Source organism: Acinetobacter sp. V89_4 (assembly GCF_029967875.1).
Lineage (GTDB): Bacteria > Pseudomonadota > Gammaproteobacteria > Pseudomonadales > Moraxellaceae > Acinetobacter > Acinetobacter oleivorans.
The window spans coordinates 1-19,063 of record NZ_JASCAI010000027.1; the positions used below are offsets into that span (position 1 = coordinate 1).

The 19,063-nt window shown below is 37.2% G+C and carries 17 protein-coding genes and 1 pseudogene; 9 read left to right on the forward strand and 9 right to left on the reverse strand.

Going from position 1 to position 19,063, the window contains the following annotated elements; translation table 11 throughout:
- Window positions 1–300 precede the first annotated feature (300 nt).
- Complete coding sequence (locus QLG01_RS11425) at window positions 301–852, reverse strand: peptidylprolyl isomerase (RefSeq protein WP_282496471.1); 552 nt, start codon at window positions 850–852, stop codon at window positions 301–303.
- Window positions 853–1,001: 149 nt separating this feature from the next.
- On the reverse strand, window positions 1,002–2,072 hold the full coding sequence (locus tag QLG01_RS11430) for an alpha/beta hydrolase (protein ID WP_282496472.1): 1,071 nt from the start codon (window positions 2,070–2,072) through the stop codon (window positions 1,002–1,004).
- Window positions 2,073–2,283: 211 nt separating this feature from the next.
- Between QLG01_RS11430 and QLG01_RS11435 the strand changes: the two genes are divergently transcribed.
- Window positions 2,284–2,652, forward strand: a complete 369-nt coding sequence (locus tag QLG01_RS11435) for a hypothetical protein (protein ID WP_192455856.1) — start codon at window positions 2,284–2,286, stop codon at window positions 2,650–2,652.
- 166 nt (window positions 2,653–2,818) lie between these two features.
- Here QLG01_RS11435 and QLG01_RS11440 read toward each other — a convergent pair whose 3' ends face one another.
- Both QLG01_RS11440 and QLG01_RS11445 read right to left on the reverse strand, forming a co-directional pair.
- A complete protein-coding gene (locus QLG01_RS11440) occupies window positions 2,819–3,049 on the reverse strand; it encodes a hypothetical protein (RefSeq protein WP_000733015.1) in 231 nt (76 codons plus the stop codon).
- A 392-nt stretch (window positions 3,050–3,441) separates the two neighbouring features.
- Entirely contained in the window at window positions 3,442–4,308 is an 867-nt protein-coding gene (locus tag QLG01_RS11445; RefSeq protein ID WP_282496473.1) for an MBL fold metallo-hydrolase, read from the reverse strand.
- A gap of 107 nt (window positions 4,309–4,415) precedes the next feature.
- Here QLG01_RS11445 and QLG01_RS11450 point away from each other — a divergent pair, with 107 nt between their 5' ends.
- From QLG01_RS11450 to QLG01_RS11475, 6 genes and pseudogenes are all read left to right on the forward strand, one after another.
- Window positions 4,416–5,309 carry a LysR family transcriptional regulator gene (locus tag QLG01_RS11450; RefSeq protein WP_282496474.1) on the forward strand — a complete coding sequence of 298 codons (894 nt, stop codon included), beginning with the start codon at window positions 4,416–4,418 and terminating at the stop codon, window positions 5,307–5,309.
- Between the two features lie 162 nt (window positions 5,310–5,471).
- Complete coding sequence (gene grpE, locus QLG01_RS11455; protein ID WP_004795539.1) at window positions 5,472–6,026, forward strand: nucleotide exchange factor GrpE; 555 nt, start codon at window positions 5,472–5,474, stop codon at window positions 6,024–6,026.
- Between the two features lie 118 nt (window positions 6,027–6,144).
- Window positions 6,145–8,085, forward strand: a complete 1,941-nt coding sequence (gene dnaK / locus QLG01_RS11460) for a molecular chaperone DnaK (RefSeq protein ID WP_004795542.1) — start codon at window positions 6,145–6,147, stop codon at window positions 8,083–8,085.
- A gap of 329 nt (window positions 8,086–8,414) precedes the next feature.
- Complete coding sequence (locus QLG01_RS11465) at window positions 8,415–9,332, forward strand: matrixin family metalloprotease (RefSeq protein WP_192455859.1); 918 nt, start codon at window positions 8,415–8,417, stop codon at window positions 9,330–9,332.
- Window positions 9,333–9,443: 111 nt separating this feature from the next.
- A pseudogene (locus QLG01_RS11470) lies at window positions 9,444–10,424 on the forward strand (M57 family metalloprotease).
- 101 nt (window positions 10,425–10,525) lie between these two features.
- On the forward strand, window positions 10,526–10,900 hold the full coding sequence (locus QLG01_RS11475; protein ID WP_003656007.1) for a hypothetical protein: 375 nt from the start codon (window positions 10,526–10,528) through the stop codon (window positions 10,898–10,900).
- Between the two features lie 62 nt (window positions 10,901–10,962).
- On the opposite strand, the gene QLG01_RS11480 is transcribed toward QLG01_RS11475, so the two are convergent.
- From QLG01_RS11480 to QLG01_RS11495, 4 genes are all read right to left on the reverse strand, one after another.
- The gene (locus QLG01_RS11480) at window positions 10,963–12,255 is read right to left on the reverse strand and encodes a lytic murein transglycosylase (protein ID WP_215898390.1); all 1,293 of its coding nucleotides are present in this window, start codon (window positions 12,253–12,255) and stop codon (window positions 10,963–10,965) included.
- 702 nt (window positions 12,256–12,957) lie between these two features.
- A complete protein-coding gene (locus QLG01_RS11485; RefSeq protein WP_004795549.1) occupies window positions 12,958–14,079 on the reverse strand; it encodes a 5-(carboxyamino)imidazole ribonucleotide synthase in 1,122 nt (373 codons plus the stop codon).
- 9 nt (window positions 14,080–14,088) lie between these two features.
- Window positions 14,089–14,604 carry a 5-(carboxyamino)imidazole ribonucleotide mutase gene (gene purE, locus QLG01_RS11490; protein ID WP_002115451.1) on the reverse strand — a complete coding sequence of 172 codons (516 nt, stop codon included), beginning with the start codon at window positions 14,602–14,604 and terminating at the stop codon, window positions 14,089–14,091.
- A 286-nt stretch (window positions 14,605–14,890) separates the two neighbouring features.
- The gene (locus QLG01_RS11495) at window positions 14,891–15,253 is read right to left on the reverse strand and encodes a DMT family protein (RefSeq protein WP_014207671.1); all 363 of its coding nucleotides are present in this window, start codon (window positions 15,251–15,253) and stop codon (window positions 14,891–14,893) included.
- Window positions 15,254–15,493: 240 nt separating this feature from the next.
- On the opposite strand from QLG01_RS11495, the gene mpl reads away from it, so the two are divergent.
- Entirely contained in the window at window positions 15,494–16,867 is a 1,374-nt protein-coding gene (gene mpl / locus QLG01_RS11500) for a UDP-N-acetylmuramate:L-alanyl-gamma-D-glutamyl-meso-diaminopimelate ligase (protein WP_282496475.1), read from the forward strand.
- A gap of 70 nt (window positions 16,868–16,937) precedes the next feature.
- On the opposite strand, the gene QLG01_RS11505 is transcribed toward mpl, so the two are convergent.
- Window positions 16,938–18,188 (reverse strand): low temperature requirement protein A, encoded by a 1,251-nt coding sequence (locus QLG01_RS11505; protein ID WP_282496476.1) that lies wholly within the window; start codon window positions 18,186–18,188, stop codon window positions 16,938–16,940.
- A gap of 135 nt (window positions 18,189–18,323) precedes the next feature.
- On the opposite strand from QLG01_RS11505, the gene QLG01_RS11510 reads away from it, so the two are divergent.
- Window positions 18,324–18,920, forward strand: coding sequence for a phosphatase PAP2 family protein (locus QLG01_RS11510; RefSeq protein WP_005308403.1), 597 nt, complete (start codon window positions 18,324–18,326; stop codon window positions 18,918–18,920).
- Window positions 18,921–19,063: the final 143 nt, after the last annotated feature.

A 19,063-nucleotide genomic window follows, 5' to 3' on the forward strand; every position in this document is an offset into this window, starting at 1 on the left:
CGATCAATCAATCAGTAAAAATCCACACAAGTTGTTCTTCAATTCTCTTAATGATTTTTCTGCTCTTCGTCAGAGACAGAATTCAACGCAATACTAAGCTTTCATCTTAACCCTGTAAGCTAAGATATTCTCGTGTATCGCGTCGGGATGAGTGCATTATAGGGAAAAAAAACTGGTACGCAAGCACTTTTCTAAATATATGTGTTTGACCGACTCTTTTTTACCCAACCAAAAATCAAAAAAGCCAAAATAATTAATTAAGCTACTGATTTAAAATAATAAATTTTAAATCATTTATTTTCATTCTTTTTTGATTTTCACTTCTATTATCTTAATAGGTTGTTTAGGAACGTTCTGATGCATGCCATCATTGGTTGTAGGTACCTTTACAATACGGTCAACCACATCCATTCCTTTAGTTACTTTTCCGAAAACTGCATAACCTGGGTTACCAGCCGAACGATTTAGAAAATTGTTATCTGCGACATTAATAAAGAATTGACTAGTAGCAGAGTCAGGATTTGCAGTACGAGCCATTGCTAAAGTTCCGCGGGTGTTAGCAATTCCATTTCCGGCTTCGTTTTTGATTGGTGCTCGGGTTGTCTTTTCCTGCATATTTGCAGTAAGTCCACCGCCCTGCACCATGAAACCAGGAATTACGCGATGGAAGATCGTATCTTTATAAAAGTTCGACTTTATATAGGTTTTAAAATTCTTTACGCTGATTGGGGCTTTCTCGTCATAAAGTTGTATTTCTATGTTGCCTAAATTTGTTTGCATTTCAACTAAAGTGTCAGCCCAAACTGAATGACTGCTTAGACCTAAGCAACATAGCATTAATAATTTTTTCATATCTTCCTACAGTAAAATGCAAAACTTAATAGAGGTTAAATTTAATCGTCTATATAAAAGAATTCTAGTGAGTATTTATTAACTTTTATTTAAGGCCTAATATTTTGGATGTGCCCATGTTCCACGTGAAACATGGACCAAACTTTTATTTAGCTATTTTTATCCCAAAATTTTCTAAAGTTTTTACTGAACTCAATGGTGTACCGTTTGGCTTTTTTGGAAATAGGCGTCAAATTTATAAAACCATGAGTTTGATCTGAATATTCTTCATAATACATTTTGACACCATTTTGGCGTAGCTTATAGCTATAGATTTTTCCTTCATCATGTAATACATCATGCCCAGCAGTAATCACAAAAGCCGGAGGATTCTTCTTCAAGTTGCCGTAGGTTGGAGAAATAATTGGATCATCTAGTTCTACGTTATGCTGGGTTGCATAATATTGAGTGACATTATTGATATCGTTATCCGTCAAAACTAATCCTTCGTTATATGCATAGAAGGAAGGATGTCGACTCTTGAAATCGACGGCAGGATAAATAAGAAGTTGGGCCTGAGGAGCATAAGGTTTATTTACTGATCTTTGAGCCACGACTGTACTAATGTTTCCACCAGCACTATCCCCGGCTACCGCAATTCGACCTTTTAATATTTTTAACTGTCTACGATTTTGATATACCCAAGCTAAAGCATCTTCACAAGATTGGATTAAATGCTGAGGAGAAACCTCAGGTGCTAGGGGGTAATCAATACTGAGTACTTGTACTTTTGCATATTTTGCCAATATACGACAAACCTCATCATGAGTATCTAAACCACCAACAACAAATCCTCCTCCATGATAGAAAACAATAAGAGGTAGTTTTTTATTCGGTGCTGGATGATAGTGTCTCGCAAAAACGGTTCCACTTTGGAGAGGTAAACGGATATCTTCTACTAAATCGATCTCTGTTGACTTGTGGCGTATAGCCAGCATTTGCGTATCGAACTGCCTTCTAGATTCAATTGGGTCTGAACCAATGAAACCGATATGACCCTGTTTAATTTGTACAGCCATCATACATTTAGTAAATGAGTCGAGATCGGGATATTGGTAAGAATATCCAAGAATTTTAGCAAGTGATTCTTGGGCTAATCGAGGTAACTTATCAAGAGCTCGAGCAGCAGGCCCTTGGCCCTTTTCTAGCAATGTTTGAATTTTTTGATTAAATGCTGTCATGCCTATCTCCATGAATTCCTCTTATCCTTCATATTTTCTACAGAATTCTGTTGTTATTTGACTATATTCGCATACAACTCATGTAATCAAGATACAAAGGTAAAACCCAAATTACGCTAATCTGATTTCAAGCAAATGTCATTAACAAATCTGTCACTTAAAACAGGACTTTTTTGCCAATTATTGTTAACAGACAAAAAGAGGTACGATTATGTCAACAAAACTAGTTGTTACTTTATTAGCAACCAGTCTTTTAACTGTAGGCTGTGTGGCTTATACGGACGACCCTTCTTATCGTGGTGGTTATGGTTACCATGATCATGATAGTAATCGCTATGATCGCAATGATGGACGTCGATATAACGATTGGGAACGAAGACGCTGGGAAGAACGTCAAAGAATATATGAACAACAACGAAGAGTTGCTCGCGAACAGGATCGAAATCGTCATGAATGGGATAAAAGACGCCATGACGAGGATAAGAAACGCCGGGATGACGATAAAAGACGCCACGAGTGGGATAAAAAACGGGTAGAAGATCGTGATCATAATCGTCGAGATTCTCGTCATGATGACTAAATTCATTACTATATAAAAAGCCCCAATAAGCTACGTCTTTTGGGGCTTTTTTGAGAATTCTAAACTCTCTTAATTATAGAGTAATGAGTAGCAGCTCACTTCATACATAAATCGGCATCTTAAATATATGACTCTATAATCTTTTAACTATTCTTATCACTAAGAATTACTGAGCTGTTGCAGAACCTGAAACAGAACCAGAAGCACCAGCATCAACTTGACCTGGTTGTGCTTGGCCAGAAACGCCCGCATCAACACCTACACCAGCTTGTACGCCAGATGGGCTAGCACTTGTTTGAGCAGAACCTGATGCGTTTAAACCAGCTTCAGATGCACAACCAACAGCTGTAAAAGCAACACCAGCAAGTACTACAGAGATAAGACCTAATTTTTTCATAATCGCTTTCCTTTCATTACGACAAACACTTAAATGCAAAGATCATCTTCGCGCTGCCTATAATTCACAATTTTTTTTTCTGGCGTGCGTATCATTGGTTGTCTTTTGTAGTAACAGAAGTACAAATTGTGCAATTTTTTATTAAATTCGCTTCCTTACTCTTAGCTCTATCTTTTATATAAAACTAGCAACTTAAGCTTTTGTTTAATTTTATCAATTTTTAATTTTTATCTGAGCCTTTTGCTCTACTCAAAAAAATTCTCTTTATAGAAACGCTATATAAGGTGCGTAGAATGTTACAGAGGTTTTTTGCTTAAAAATTCCTCTTCCCATTAAAAAAAGCCGGGTTTAAACCACGGCTTCTCTAAAAATTTACGATATTTCGATTTAAATTACGGCCACTGCATCTCGCCTTTTACAACTTTTGCACCCAGCTCTAGGCTATCCACACTTTTTAATGTTGGATATTGTTTTTGCATGAGCTGACTTAGCTCACTCGCATTTTTACTTACTTTAACGGCTTTATCATAGCTCTTGAGATAGTCAATCGAAAAGTTAACCGCATCCAAACCTTGTGGAGCTCCCTCAACCATATGGGCAGGAACAACTGTCTGAGGTTGAAGTGCTTTAATGTTTTCTAGCGTTTGAATTACTTCATTACGGTCTTTAACTTTTGGTGTATCTGCCATCCATAAATGAATACCTGAAGATACAGGAATACCACCTACTACTGCCTTAGAAGAAGGAATCCATAAATAAGTGAGTTCTTTCTTACCTTTAATCTCGATTGACTCATTCTCTAGCTTTAAAGTTTTAGCAGTATAAGCTTGAGGCACAATAATTTGGCTAGGCGCATTTGCACCCATTTGTGGACCCCAATACTTCACTTTGAGCGCTTGAGTATCTTGAATATGTTTAACAGTTTCCGGTGTTGCGATGATTTGTACATTTGGGAAGTATTGTTTAAATACGTCTAAGCCAAAGTAATAATCTGGATCGCCATAGCTTACGAAAATTGTTTTTAGCGTTTTACCGCTATCGATAATGTCGGCAGCAATACGTAATGCTTCAGATTTTGAGAATTGCGCATTGACCAATAGAACTTCTTTATCGCCTTCAATTAAAGTAGACGTCACGCCAAAATGTTCGGGTTTAGCTAGAAAACTTTGGATTTTTAGATCTTGTGCAAAAGCGGAAGAAGCCATTGTCAAAGCTGTGGCAGTTGCTAGAGCTGAAGCAGTTAATTTAAAAAATTTCATTATGTATTCTCCAATTTCATGAGAAATACTTTAAATTGCAATTCCTGTAAGATAAATGCACTAAATTAAGATAAACTGTTGCATATATTGTAACAATGATAATACATATGGACACATTAAAAGCCATACAAGTCTTTGTTTCTATTGCTCAGCATGGCAATTTAACCAAAGCCGCAGAACACCTGAATTATTCCCGTGCGATGGTTTCTCGTTATCTTGAGCATCTTGAACACACATTCTCAACTCGACTATTTCAAAGAAATACACGAAAAATATCACTCACACCAGCAGGTGAAAAAGCCCTCCTCTACTGCGAAAATATTTTACAACAACAGCAACTTCTACAAGAGCTGGCAGCACCCGAGCAACATAACGGTACGATTCGCTTTACCTGCGGTTTGTTTTTATTTCAATTAGGGGTTGGAGAATGTATTCGCCAATTTAAACAGCAACATCCACATATTCAATTTGATGTATATCTGACTGAAAATACGATGGACTTAATTGATGCTCAGGTCGATTTAGCTTTACGTATAACGCAAAAAGTTGCAGATGGATTAATTGCACGACCTGTTTGTCAAATCGAGTCCGTTTTCTGTGCTCATCCTGATTATTTAAAGCACCACAGCTCCCTCTCCCATCCAAGGCAACTTATTCAACATGAATGTTTAGCTCACCACAGCCAACATCAATTTTGGACACTTTTTGATGAAGATCAGCAACCGCAGAATTACCCTTTAAACGTGACCTTTAAAAGTAATGATGTAAATGCTGTTTATGATATGTGTTTACATGCCCAAGGTGTGGCAATGTTGCCTTCACTATTAGTTAAAAAGGATTTAAAAGAAAAAAGATTAGTTCCTTTATTTAAAAACTTTTCAGCTCCGGAATTAAGTTTGTCAGTGGTATATGCATCAAGACAACATTTACCCAAAATAACGCAGGAATTTATTGCTTTTATGATCGAAAATTTAGATTTTTACTTAAAACCGCAAAATTAAAAGTTTTAAATTGCCGTGTACGCTTGAATTTTTAGGTAATGCCCATACTTCATCCCTATTAATGAATTACAGCATATGCATGGCAGTTCAGGTTTTACCCAGTAAATGCTGATGCCAAAAGGACTGTACATGTTTAAAAACCCATTTAAACGGAGATCATCAATGGCTAATGAGCAAAACGAGCAAGCTCAAGACATTCAACACGAGCAAGCAGAGCAATCTAATGAGCAAACTCAGGCTGAAGGTGTAGAGCAAGCAAACGACGTTACCGTTGAATCTTTACAAGCGCAAATCACCAAATTAGAAGAAAGCCTGAAACTTGAAAAGGCACGTACAGCAAATGCTGTTTACGAAGCACAAAAAAGTGTAGAGCGTATTCAACGTGAGTCTGATAAGCATAAAGAAACTGTGCTTGAAAAATTTGCAAAAGAATTACTTGATTCTGTAGACAATCTAGAGCGTGCAATTCAAGCAGCGGGTGATGAAGAAACCCCAGTACTTGAAGGTATCAAATTAACCTTAAAGTCCCTGTTAACTGCGCTTGAGAAATTTGGCGTTGTAGAAGCTGATACTAAAAATGGTTTCAATGCAGATTTACATCAAGCAGTAGGTATTGATCCTAACGCTAAAGCAAATGAAATCGGTACTGTTTTACAAAAAGGCTATACGTTAAATGGCCGCTTATTGCGCCCTGCTATGGTTATGGTTGGTCAATAAGTAAATTTTTGAGAGTTTTTAGATTTTTTTTAGCTAAAACGCTTGAAAAAAATAGATTCACTCTCATATCGGATAACAAGCAAAAACATTGCAAAAGAATTTTTGAGGAAAACGTCACATGGCAAAAATTATTGGTATTGACTTAGGTACTACCAACTCATGCGTTGCTGTACTTGAAGGCGATAAAGTAAAAGTAATCGAAAACGCTGAAGGCGCACGTACAACTCCATCGATCATCGCTTATAAAGATGGTGAGATCTTAGTAGGTCAAAGTGCTAAGCGTCAGGCAGTAACTAACCCGAAAAATACATTATTCGCTATTAAGCGTTTAATTGGTCGTCGTTATGAAGATCAAGCGGTACAAAAAGATATTGGTCTTGTACCTTACAAAATCATCAAAGCTGACAATGGTGATGCTTGGGTTGAAGTAAACGACAAAAAATTAGCACCTCAACAGATCTCTGCTGAAATCTTGAAAAAGATGAAAAAAACTGCAGAAGACTATTTAGGTGAAACAGTTACAGAAGCAGTTATTACTGTTCCTGCTTACTTTAACGATGCTCAACGTCAAGCAACTAAAGATGCGGGTAAAATCGCTGGCTTAGACGTTAAACGTATCATTAACGAACCAACTGCTGCTGCACTTGCGTTCGGTATGGACAAAAAAGAAGGCGACCGTAAAGTTGCAGTTTACGACTTAGGTGGTGGTACTTTTGACGTATCAATCATTGAAATCGCAGACCTTGATGGCGACCAACAAATCGAAGTGTTATCAACAAACGGTGATACTTTCCTTGGTGGTGAAGACTTTGATAACGCGTTAATTGAATTCTTGGTTGAAGAATTCAAGAAAGAACAAAGTGTGAACTTGAAAAATGATCCACTTGCGTTACAACGTTTGAAAGAAGCTGCTGAAAAAGCAAAAATTGAGCTTTCTTCATCAAATGCAACTGAAATTAACCTTCCATATATCACTGCCGATGCAACTGGTCCTAAACACTTAGTGATCAACGTAACTCGTGCAAAACTTGAAGGTTTAGTTGCTGATTTAGTTGCTCGTACAATTGAGCCTTGCCGTATCGCGCTTAAAGATGCTGGTCTTTCGACTTCTGACATCTCTGACGTAATCTTGGTTGGTGGTCAGTCTCGTATGCCACTTGTACAACAAAAAGTACAAGAATTCTTTGGTAAAGAGCCACGTAAAGACGTGAACCCTGACGAAGCAGTTGCAATCGGTGCTGCAATTCAAGGTGCGGTATTGTCTGGTGACAAAACTGACGTTCTTTTATTAGACGTAACGCCATTAACTTTAGGTATTGAAACAATGGGCGGTGTATTAACACCAATCATTGAGAAAAACACGACGATTCCTGCGAAGAAATCACAAGTGTTCTCTACTGCTGCTGATAACCAGCCTGCTGTAGACATTTCTGTTTACCAAGGTGAACGTAAGATGGCTCAACAAAACAAATTGTTGGGTAACTTCCAATTAGGTGACATTCCGCCTGCTCCACGCGGTGTGCCACAAATTGAAGTATCTTTCGACATCAATGCTGATGGTATCTTGAAAGTATCTGCTAAAGATAAGAGCACTGGTAAAGAGCAATCGATCCAGATTAAAGCTAACTCAGGTTTGTCTGATGCTGAAATCGAAGCAATGATTAAAGATGCTGAAGCGAATGCTGAAGAAGACCGTAAGTTTGAAGAACTTGCAAAAGCTCGTAACGAAGCTGATGCATTAATTTCAAGCTCGAACAAAGCAGTTAAAGATCTTGGTGACAAAGTTACTGAAGATGAAAAAACAGCTGTAAGTACTGCGGTTTCTGAACTTGAAGCAGCAACAAAAGAAAATGATGTTGAAGATATCAAAGCGAAAACTGAAGCTTTACAAAACATCTTAATGCCTATCACTCAACGTGCTTATGAACAAGCGCAGCAAGCTGGTGGTGCAGAAGGCTTTGATCCAAATGCATTCCAAGGTGGCGATGCAGGTCAACAAAAAGCTGATGATGGTGTTGTAGATGCTGAGTTCACTGAAGTTAAAGATGACAAAAAATAATTTGTTTCTTTAATAAAAAACCGCGCTTAGGCGCGGTTTTTTATTTGTTACAAAAAATAACAATACGTTTTTTCATATATTTTTAAATTATTTAATGTCAAAAAGGTCAATTATAAAAACTAATGTATTCATTATAAAAAAGATTTTCTAAACTAAAATACATTGTTACTTATTACATTAATTATTCCATTATTGCCAAGTCTAAAAACATCTTTTTAAATTTTTCTACCAAGATCACAAAGCTCTCCCACTCTCCTGTACTTTTTATCATTTTGACGAATTAAATTAAGTAGCTAACAATAAGATTTTATTTATATTTTTATTTTGCCATGAAAACATTTCTATGGTGGGGATTAAGCTTATGTTTATGCATAGGCTTTCAAACGACGAGCTTTGCTCAAAATAATTTAGCAATGGGTTCCTCTAATCAACCTTTAAGGTATCGAATTGCTTTTATTGATCCACGGTTTCAATTAACTCGAGAAAAATTAGTTGAGATTAGCCAACAAGCTGCTGAAATCTGGCATAAAGAGACTGGAAAAACCTATTTTATCTATGATTCAGAAGCTCAGTTGGTAATTAACTTAATTTATGATGATCATCAGCTGATGAAAAGCGAGCAACAGGTAAATTTGGATGCACTTTTGCAAAAGCAGGAAGTATGGCGTCTTAAAAATGAAGAAATTATTTTAAATAAACAAGAGATTGATCAGCTATCGTCTGATTTAAACAAAAGAAAGATCAATCTGAAAGCTGAGTTTGAGCAATATGAACAAGACGTAATACGCTTTAACCAAGGAGAACATCGATACTATCGTGCCGATGAGCTAAAAGAGCAGCAAAATCAACTCCAGCAAAAATCTAGAAATCTACAAAACGAATCAAATAGTTTAAATTATAAAATTCAACTACTTAATCTAAAAATTAGGGAGCTCAATCAAGAGCAAAATGATTTAAGCTCTCTAAAAACACGATTCAAACTTGAACAAAAAGCCAGTATTCAACCCTTCCATAAAGGCTTATTCAGCCAAAACCAAATTCAAATTTACGGTTACGCTTCTTTAAATGATTTACGTTTAACCCTTGCTCATGAGTTTGGCCATGCATTAGGACTAAAACATACTACTGATCCTAAATCATTAATGTATCCACGATTAAAAGAGCAAGATATCCATAATTTCAAATTAACAAATTCAGATTTAGAGTTATTAGGCTCAATTTATAGTTCAATTAAGGAAAATCATTAAAGTTAAATAATTAAAAAAACTAAATAAAACCAAACTAAATGAATTTTTTCTAAAAAATAATTTGGCATTTGGTAAAAAATAATGAGACTAAAGTCTCATTTATTTATTTGAATCGTACGTTTTTTGATTGATTTTTCACTTTATATTCTTATAATACGTTTTTTTTAAAATCTCCCCCCTTCAATTATGCGTTTAACATCTTTGTTATTAGGCGTAGCCTTTGCTTTTTCTAATTTTCAGGCTAATGCTAATCTTGCTACTCCAGCTCACACTCAAATTCAGCAAAAAGCAGGTCAACATTTGACTTACAAAATTGCTGATATTGATCCACGTTTTGGTTTAAGCCAAGACCAATTAATTCAAATTAGCCAACAAGCTGCGGACATTTGGAAGCAAGGTACTGGACAGGATTATTTTACTTATGATCCAAATGCAAAGTTAGAAATTCGTTTAGTTTACGATAATAGCCAGAGTCGTTCTGAACAGCGTCAAAAAATTGCTGCTCAGTTTCAGCAAGAACAGCAACGTGTAATTGATGAACAGCAACAAATTAAGCAATTGAAACAAACTCTTGGCCAAACTCAATCTGATCTTGAAAATAAGAAGCAGATTTTGAATGGCAAATTGAAAAATCTTGACGAGCAAATGATGCAGCTTAACCAAGGCAAATTAGCACCTGAATACAGTGCTAAATCTTTGGCTAAAACTCAGAAAGATTTGCAAAAACAAACTGTTGCTTTAAAGAAAGAAATTGCTGCATATAATGAGCAAGCTAAAGATTTAAATGTCAAAGTTACTCACTTTAATCAGATTAACAATGAGTTCAACAATTCATTGACCCAATTTAAGCAAAATGCCCAAGCTGATGTCTTTAAAAAAGGTATTTATAATGGCAAGCAAATTGTGATTTATGAGTTTAAGTCTATTGATGATTTACGTTTAACAATTGCTCATGAGTTAGGACATGCGCTTGGTTTAAAACATAGCGATCAACCAAATGCATTAATGTACTCAGTACGTAAAGATGGTGACAGAAAAGTCACTGGTCTTACAGATGCTGATCGTGATCTATTAAGTGCTTTACCTCAATAATTAAGGACTTGATATAAAATGATGTATCTATTTCTAGGTAGATACATCGAAATTCATATCAAAGTCATGTTATTGTGGTCATAAGAGCTAACTAAAATAGAATGGAGATCAAGATGAGTTACTATCATATCCTGATTGAAGTAAATGATCATATCAGCACAATTGAACAAACACGTGATATTGAACTGTTTGATATTATTGAAATTAAACCATACCTCCATTCTATTCTAATTCCCTTTTTCAATGAGCATGAAATCGAGCTTGAAGATGAAAATATCGAATATAAAGATATTCTACATCTTGAAGTGAAACAGACTCTATTACCGATTGAACATTTAATTGAAGAAGAACAAAAGCAATTACCAAGTGATACAGATGTTACGATCACAGCGTATGAAATCTTTAATGATCGAGATTTAAGCCAAGATGTGACTTCAGTTATTTTTGATATTTTGGAAGCGGTAAAATTAGATTAGCAATCTAATACAAATACTTATAAAAAAGGTCTGCACATGCAGACCTTTTTTATATCTTCATTTTATTGCATCATTTTTTGGGCTTGTTCTTGGCGAAATGCGCGTAAGATTTGTTGCCCTGCTCGTCCTGATGGATTTAAACCTAAACGAGTTTGCTCCTGACGAATAGCTACACGGGTTTTATCCCCAATAAGACCATCAACTGCACCAATATCGTAGCCGCGATTAATCAAAAACTGTTGGATTTCACGACGTTCAGCGCGTGAAGTTCCTGGATCATCAGTTGGCCAAGAGGTTGCAAAAGGACGAGCGCCTTTTAAACGATCAGATAGATGGGCAATGGCAAGACCATAACTTTCCGCTGCGTTATAACTGTAGATAGCATCAAAATTCTTAAATACTAAAAATACTGGACCATTTACACCTGCCGGTGCCATTAAACCTGCCGACGTACTGCCAGATAAAGGCCCTTGAACAAGTGGAGAGCCGTCAATTCGAGTTACCCCTCGTGCACTCCAGCTACTTAATGCTTTCTTTGAGCGTCGCCCTTCTCCATCAATTGACATGCCTTGAGGAACTTTTACTTCAAAACCCCATGGCATTCCTGTTTGCCAACCAGCTTTATTTAAGAAATTAGCCGTTGATGCTAATGCATCTGCAGTACTTGATACTAAATCGCGACGACCATCTCCATCAAAATCAACAGCTAAACGTTCATAGGTCGATGGCATAAATTGCGTATGTCCAAATGCCCCAGCCCAAGAACCTTTCAGTTGATCTTCGGTTAAATCACCGCGCTGTAAAATACGCATGGTGGCAAAAAATTCAGTACGGAAATAACTTTGTCGACGACCTTCACAACTTAAAGTTCCGAGCGCTTGTAATAAAGGATATTTTCCAGAAATATCACCAAAATTACTTTCCACACCCCATACTGCCACGATTGTTTCTGGTGGCACGCCGTAAGTTTGAGAAGCACGATTTAAAACATCGCGATGTTGCGCCAGTTTTTGTTTTCCAAGCTCAACACGCTCTTCATCGACTAAGCCAGAAAGATAATCCCAAATTGGTGTCGAAAATTCTGGTTGATAGTTTAATTTATCAATAACTGAATAATCTGGAGTTAAGTTTTGAGTATAACGGTCATAAGTTGTTCCCGAGACTCCCGCAGCAATTGCTTGAGAACGTAAATTTGCCAAACAACTTTGGAAATTATTATTAGGCGTATAATCTTCGCTAGTTACTACTGGAACAGTAGCATTGCTAGATATTGTAGAACCATTAATTACGAGCTCTGCTTGAGCCTGAGTCATTGCTAAAAATACAGAGCCAACAATACAAGAAAAACGTCGCATATTATCCCAGTTTCAATTTTTGAATTTAAATTTTTAAGTACCATACCATTATGAGTCTAAAATTTCAGAGAGAAAACGTAAATTTGAATTCATAATCTCTTCTTTAAATTCATTTCTAGTGTTTTAAATTCAAATTTCCCACTTTATTTTGAATTTAAAACTTTCCCCATGTGCATCGCCAGTTTTGAATTCAAAATAATAGCGCATAGTTTAAATTCAAAAGTCTTACTTTAAATTTAAACTATAACGTAGGTGTTTCTGTGGATAAACTTATCCACAATCAAGCAAAAACAGCCATGCCTATTAATTTAATACTATATTTCATTATTCTTGATGACACGAAAAATCCAATCACCCAAACAATCTATATTTTTAAATTCAAAAATCGCGCAATAATTTAAATTCAAACTTACCGCATTATTTTAAATTTAAAACACTTCAACAAACACCATTAATTTTTGAATTCAAAAACCATGAGATCTATCGTCAACTATAAATCAAACGCTCTTGTGGATAACTAACTTTAAATTCAAAACAATCAAGCTTCACTTTTTAAATTTAAAAATACCATCAATATTTAAATTCAAAAATTTTCACAAAAAGTTATCCACAAATAAGAAATTGCTCAGGATTTATTATTTTTTAAATTTAAAAGATAAAAAAAGCGATCCGAAGATCGCTTTTTAGAGAATTAGAAATGCTTTAGAGCGTCATATCCGCTGTTAAAGCGAGTGGTTCTGGCAAAATTTCTGCTAATTGACGGCATAAATTCGTCAATTCATTACTATCCACAGGCATTAAAGTGATATGGCCTAACTTACGACCAGCACGTTCAGACTTATTATAAAGGTGCAGATGAGCACCATTTAAGGCAAGTACATCTTCAGTTTTAGGATGCTGACCAATAATATTGATCATAACCGTTGGGCGAACAACATCTGTTGAACCCAATGGTAGACCTGCAACAGCTCGAATATGGTTTTCAAACTGAGAACAAACAGCACCTTCAATGGACCAATGACCAGAGTTATGCACTCGCGGTGCCATCTCATTTGCACATAAGCCTTGTTCTGTGACAAATAGCTCTAGAGTTAACACACCAACATAGTTGAGGTGATTCAACAAACGAGTAATGTAGTCTTGAGCCACAGGTTGCAAAGCTTCGCTATTCGGCGCTGGAACAATTGAATGCGATAAAATGCCATTATGATGGTGATTTTCAGCCAGTGGCCAAGTTTTTACTTCACCATTTTGGCCGCGTACCGCAATAATTGAAACTTCGCGAGAGAATTTAACAAAGCTTTCGGCAACTAGACTTTTTGCAGGACCAAGTTCAGCCCAAGCAGTATCAATCTGGTCTTCTGAACGAAGTACAAACTGACCTTTACCATCATATCCACCAGTTGCAGTCTTAAGCACAATCGGTAAACCAAGCTCAGCAACAGCCTTTTTCAAGCTTTCTAGACTATCTACAGCACGATACGGCGCAACAGGAATAGTAAGCTCATCAAACAACGCTTTTTCTGACAAACGATTTTGCGCAGTTGCTAAAGCAACACGGGGAGGGTGCAATGCTTTGGTTTGTGTTAAAACATCCACATCTTCAACGGGCGTATTTTCAAACTCAAGACTAAAAACATCAGCACTTTCAATAAACTGCTTTAAGCCTTGCTCATCTTGGCTAGAAAAGACTTGGCCTAAAACACCTGCTGGACAATCCGTATTTGCTTCAAAAAAAGTACATTGAATATTTAATGGTAAAGCTGCTTGCGCCATCATGCGGCCCAATTGCCCACCACCAAAAATACCGATAGTTTTATCCATCTCAGCCTCTTACACCTGACCCGGAATATTTTTGCTTGCAACTTTATCAGTTTGCGCAGCGCGGAAATCAGCAACATTTTTTGCGATTTCAGGACGAGTTAAACCTAAGATTTGTGCTGCCATAATTGCAGCATTCGTCGCACCAGCTGGGCCAATTGCCAAAGTACCCACTGCAATACCAGCTGGCATTTGTACGATTGAAAGCAAAGAATCTACGCCATTTAAAATTGATGATTTAACTGGCACACCCAAAACTGGTAAATCAGTTTTTGCGGCACACATTCCAGGTAAATGCGCTGCACCACCTGCACCAGCAATAATCACTTGAATACCGCGATCACGCGCAGTTTCTGCGTATTCAAATAAACGGTCTGGAGTACGATGAGCAGATACCACTTCCGCTTCAAATGGGACACCAAGCTGTTTCAGCATATTGGCTGTGTTTTCGAGAGTTGCCCAATCAGATTGAGAACCCATAATAATTCCAACGAGAGGTTGAGCGTCTTGTGCTGCGGCCGCATTCATTGCTAATGTTCCAGAGACAAAAGTAAAAGAAGATAAATCTCGACGATAGCCAAGTTTTAAATGGTTCGGAAGCCCATTATTATAGACTGATTTTTCATCTCACGAAAATTTAACTGACCAGCTCTGCGAATATTTTTAATATCATCAAAAAATGTCATGGTTTAACAATGACACATTCTCAAATTTTATTAATATTATTTAAACATCCTGCAAGATAAACAGGCATTTGGAAGAGCAATTGCTTATTGCAAAGTAGAATAAATCATTCAATGCAAGCTATTTCAACTTACTGGCTTCTAAATACGAAGTAGACACAGCCAAATAAACATACCATCGCCCACAAATAATCCAGTTTAAATGGTTGTTTAAACAAGAAAAGCATAAAGGGTACGAACACAATCAATGTGACCACTTCTTGTGTAATTTTCATTTCACCGAGTAACCAGCCTTGCGCACTCAACATACGAGTTGCTGGAATCATAAAACTATATTCAAGCAGAGCTATAATCCAACCAAATAAAATCGCTTGCCAAAGTGGAGCATGATGCAAAAATTTAAGATGCCCATACCATGCAAGTGTCATAAAGCAGTTAGAAATAATTAATAGCGTAAAAGCTAAAACCGTTGGGCTCAAAGGCACATCCTTCATCTTTACGATGATTTAAGTATTTTAAAGATACAAAACATTATAAAAGATAAAACTGTAATTCAGCTTAAATCGAAAAAATAAAGATGCGCTTTTGTTAGGGCCTCAAACACATAGAACAACAACGATTTTTGACTATCTTTTCAAGTTTAGCCTTGCTATCGTTGCTGGCAAATTTATCAATAATGCACACACAGTCATTCATACGAATATTGTGTACAAAAGCAGTGGAGAAGGCGAGCAATGCATCTGCATATCTTGGGTATTTGTGGCACTTTTATGGGCTCTTTAGCACTTTTAGCTCGTGATTTAGGACATAAGGTAACTGGTTCCGATTCAAACGTTTACCCACCAATGTCTACCCAGTTAGAAAACGCAGGCATTACCCTCATGCAAGGCTACGATCGTAGTCATTTACAGCCTCATCCAGATTTAGTCATTGTCGGAAATGCCATGAAACGTGGTATTGATGCCGTGGAATATATGCTGAACGAAGGTTTGCCATATATTTCTGGACCACAATTTCTTGCCGATCATGTTTTACAAGGTAAACATGTGCTTGGTGTGGCAGGAACTCATGGTAAAACCACGACTACCACCATGCTGGCTTGGGTACTTGATCAGGCTGGTTTAAATCCGGGCTTTTTAATTGGTGGTGTTCCACTTGGTTTTAGCGAAAGCGCTCGTTTAGGTGGTGGAAAATACTTCTGCGTTGAAGCTGATGAATATGACTCTGCTTTCTTTGATAAACGTTCTAAGTTTGTTCATTATCATCCAAAAACGGCGATTTTAAACAACCTTGAATTTGACCATGCCGATATTTTTGATGACCTAGCAGCGATTCAAAAGCAGTTCCATCATCTTGTGCGTACCATTCCAAGTGAAGGCCGTATTATTGCGCCGATTACTGAAATTCATATTGATGAAGTGCTTGAAATGGGTTGCTGGACACCAGTGATTCGCACAAGTTTAGAAGCGAATGAAAAAGCTGCTTTATCTGCTGAATTAATCTCAATTGATGGCAGCCATTTTAAAGTACTCGAAAATGGCAATGCCGTTGGTGAAGTTAAATGGACCATGACAGGGCAACATAGCGTAGCGAATGCTTTGGCAACGATTGCAGCCGCTCAACATGTAGGTGTTACGCTTGAACAAGCTTGTGAAGCTTTGTCTAACTTTGGCGGCGTAAAACGTCGTATGGAATTACTCGGTACAGTCAATGGTATTGAGGTTTATGATGACTTCGCTCACCATCCAACAGCAATTGACACCACTTTAGATGGTGCACGTAAACGCTTAGGTGAACGCCGTTTATGGGCCATTATTGAACCACGTTCAAATACAATGCGTATGGGCAGTCATAAAGATGGCTTGGCACATTCAGCACGCTTAGCAGACGATGTCATCTGGTACCAGCCAGAAGGTTTAGATTGGGATTTACAACCCGTGATTGCAGCTGCTTCTAACCATGCTCAAGTGAGCCGCTCTCTTGATGAAATTATTGAGCGTATTGTCAATGAAGCAGGTGAGGGCGATGCCGTTGTGATTATGTCTAACGGTGGCTTTGGTGGCTTACATCAAAAACTCATGAGCGCATTAAAAGCAAAAGCTGCTTAACTTCCGCTTTAGATGATTCAATAAAAAAACGGGTTTCAAATTGAAACCCGTTTTTTTATATCAATTGTTTTTAAACTTTTTCTGGCTCTATATTGGCCATAAATTTATTAGAAACCATCAAACGTAAACTATAGACAATACCCATCGCAAAAACGCTATATCCCACGTTATTACAAATAAATGGAATACATAAAATAATGAGCGCGGTAATCGGGTAAAACCATTTCGTGATTCCAGATAAACATTGGAACTCGTAAAGTATCCAAATACAGGTGGTATAGAGCACCACACTCACTGCAACCACTATTCCCATATATAAATCAGAAATATGTGCGTGATGGGTTGTGACATCCACTGCGGCAGCAAGCGCTGCACCCACCGCAGCAATACTGACAAAAACAAAATAATGGCCATATCCCCAAACAAATGGGCGTACACCTTTAACATGATGATGTTGTTCACTACGGTCAAAATAAGCCCACCACATTGCGAACATCAACATCAATCCACCGATCATTAAGAAAACGGCTGGAATATTCATTGACTGAGCGGCTAAGGCGTCACGTATGGCATTAAAACTACCGACGATTGATTCACCCAGAACAATAATCGTGAGTAAGGCATAGCGTTCTACAATGTGATGAGGATGCCATGGCGTTGGTGAATATTTTTCTGCATAGATAGGAATAAATAATTCCATCGCAACCAGAAATAAAAATAAAGGAACTGAAAGTATGTGCGCAAAATTAGCAACGAGCCAACCCACCTGAACCAAGACAATACCGATCGCATAGCGGTAAGCGGTAATTCGCCGCTCTGGATCATGTTTTGCTGCACGTAACCACTGGGTAACCAGTGCCATGCGCATAATCACATAACCAATAATGATGATGTCAAAATCCTGACTACGAAATACATCAGGAATACCGGCGGCCATCACCAATGACCCCACAATCTGTACAAAGGTAAGGCATCGATACAATGCATCATCGTTATCGTAGGCTGAAGCAAACCACGAAAAATTCATCCATGCCCACCACAGCGCAAAAAATACCATCAGGTAGCTTGGTAATGCATGCCAGAGGTGATTTTCAATAATCGCGTGATGTAACTGCTGACCTGCTGTTGCAATCGCGACTACAAAAATTAAATCGAACAATAATTCGAGTGGAGTTGCTGCTCTATGCGGCTGTTTTGGATCTCTTGGAGATAAAGGCCTCAAACTTAATTTTTTCTGTTTTTCTTGAGTAGTCATAAAATAACGTTCTCGAATAAAGTGCCAACACGTTAACACTTTAATATTAACGCCCAGAACACGCATTAAAAAATATCTAGACCTGCTGTTTAATCTTTACTCACAAACAAACTATATTTCATTTTTGTGACAATTCTTTATCAAGACAATAGGCTTAATTCTTTATCATAGCCCACGTTTTTGTTCTTGTTTGGAATATGAATGTCTTTAGAAACACTCAACCTTAGCTTATTCCATGTGATTAATGGGGCTCAGGATGCGAGTCAATTTATCATTCGTCTTGCTATCTTTTTTGCTAATGATCTCCTCTATATTCTTTTATTCATCCTTACATTTTTATGGTTCTATGGTGATCAAGATTTAAAAAATAGAGTCATTAAATCTGTCTTTTTAACCTGCATATCCCTTTTAGTAGGTTACGTTATTTCTCTGTTTTATCATCACGCAAGACCGTTTGTCATGGGTGTTGGCACCACGTTTATTGAGCATGCGCCAACAGCATCTTTTCCAAGTAATCATATGCTGATTTTCAGTACCATTGCTCTGTCTTATTTGTTTGCTCAGCGCAAAATGATTGGAATCATTCTTTTATTCTTATCATTTGTGGTGGCATGGTCACGTATTTATTTAGGTGTGCATTTCCCGTTAGACATGTTGGGGGCTTTTATTGTTGCGCTACTGGTCAATACGGCAGGTTATTACTTCTGGAATGCTTACGGTACAAGTTTGACCGCATTCTTTATTCACCTTTACCAAATTATATGCAAACCGCTTTTAGACCGCGGTTTGATTAAATAATCCGTAGATCTTTTTTTATATTAAAACCACGAGATTAAGTTCAGTTGCGTAATATATAAAAATCTGCCATTCTATGTGAAATTGGATATGTTTTATCCAAAACAGAATTTAGTTTGACAAGGGGAGTAGCCTCCTCCAAACAT

Excerpts from the sequence above, each read along its gene's own strand:
- QLG01_RS11425 (WP_282496471.1), bottom strand. The coding sequence starts at position 852 with ATGAAAAAATTATTAATGCTATGTTGCTTAGGTCTAAGCAGTCATTCA.
- QLG01_RS11430 (WP_282496472.1), bottom strand. The coding sequence starts at position 2,072 with ATGACAGCATTTAATCAAAAAATTCAAACATTGCTAGAAAAGGGCCAA.
- QLG01_RS11435 (WP_192455856.1), top strand. The coding sequence starts at position 2,284 with ATGTCAACAAAACTAGTTGTTACTTTATTAGCAACCAGTCTTTTAACT.
- QLG01_RS11440 (WP_000733015.1), bottom strand. The coding sequence starts at position 3,049 with ATGAAAAAATTAGGTCTTATCTCTGTAGTACTTGCTGGTGTTGCTTTT.
- QLG01_RS11445 (WP_282496473.1), bottom strand. The coding sequence starts at position 4,308 with ATGAAATTTTTTAAATTAACTGCTTCAGCTCTAGCAACTGCCACAGCT.
- QLG01_RS11450 (WP_282496474.1), top strand. The coding sequence starts at position 4,416 with ATGGACACATTAAAAGCCATACAAGTCTTTGTTTCTATTGCTCAGCAT.
- grpE (WP_004795539.1), top strand. The coding sequence starts at position 5,472 with ATGGCTAATGAGCAAAACGAGCAAGCTCAAGACATTCAACACGAGCAA.
- dnaK (WP_004795542.1), top strand. The coding sequence starts at position 6,145 with ATGGCAAAAATTATTGGTATTGACTTAGGTACTACCAACTCATGCGTT.
- QLG01_RS11465 (WP_192455859.1), top strand. The coding sequence starts at position 8,415 with ATGAAAACATTTCTATGGTGGGGATTAAGCTTATGTTTATGCATAGGC.
- QLG01_RS11475 (WP_003656007.1), top strand. The coding sequence starts at position 10,526 with ATGGAGATCAAGATGAGTTACTATCATATCCTGATTGAAGTAAATGAT.
- QLG01_RS11480 (WP_215898390.1), bottom strand. The coding sequence starts at position 12,255 with ATGCGACGTTTTTCTTGTATTGTTGGCTCTGTATTTTTAGCAATGACT.
- QLG01_RS11485 (WP_004795549.1), bottom strand. The coding sequence starts at position 14,079 with ATGGATAAAACTATCGGTATTTTTGGTGGTGGGCAATTGGGCCGCATG.
- purE (WP_002115451.1), bottom strand. The coding sequence starts at position 14,604 with ATGAATGCGGCCGCAGCACAAGACGCTCAACCTCTCGTTGGAATTATT.
- QLG01_RS11495 (WP_014207671.1), bottom strand. The coding sequence starts at position 15,253 with ATGAAGGATGTGCCTTTGAGCCCAACGGTTTTAGCTTTTACGCTATTA.
- mpl (WP_282496475.1), top strand. The coding sequence starts at position 15,494 with ATGCATCTGCATATCTTGGGTATTTGTGGCACTTTTATGGGCTCTTTA.
- QLG01_RS11505 (WP_282496476.1), bottom strand. The coding sequence starts at position 18,188 with ATGCGTGTTCTGGGCGTTAATATTAAAGTGTTAACGTGTTGGCACTTT.
- QLG01_RS11510 (WP_005308403.1), top strand. The coding sequence starts at position 18,324 with ATGTCTTTAGAAACACTCAACCTTAGCTTATTCCATGTGATTAATGGG.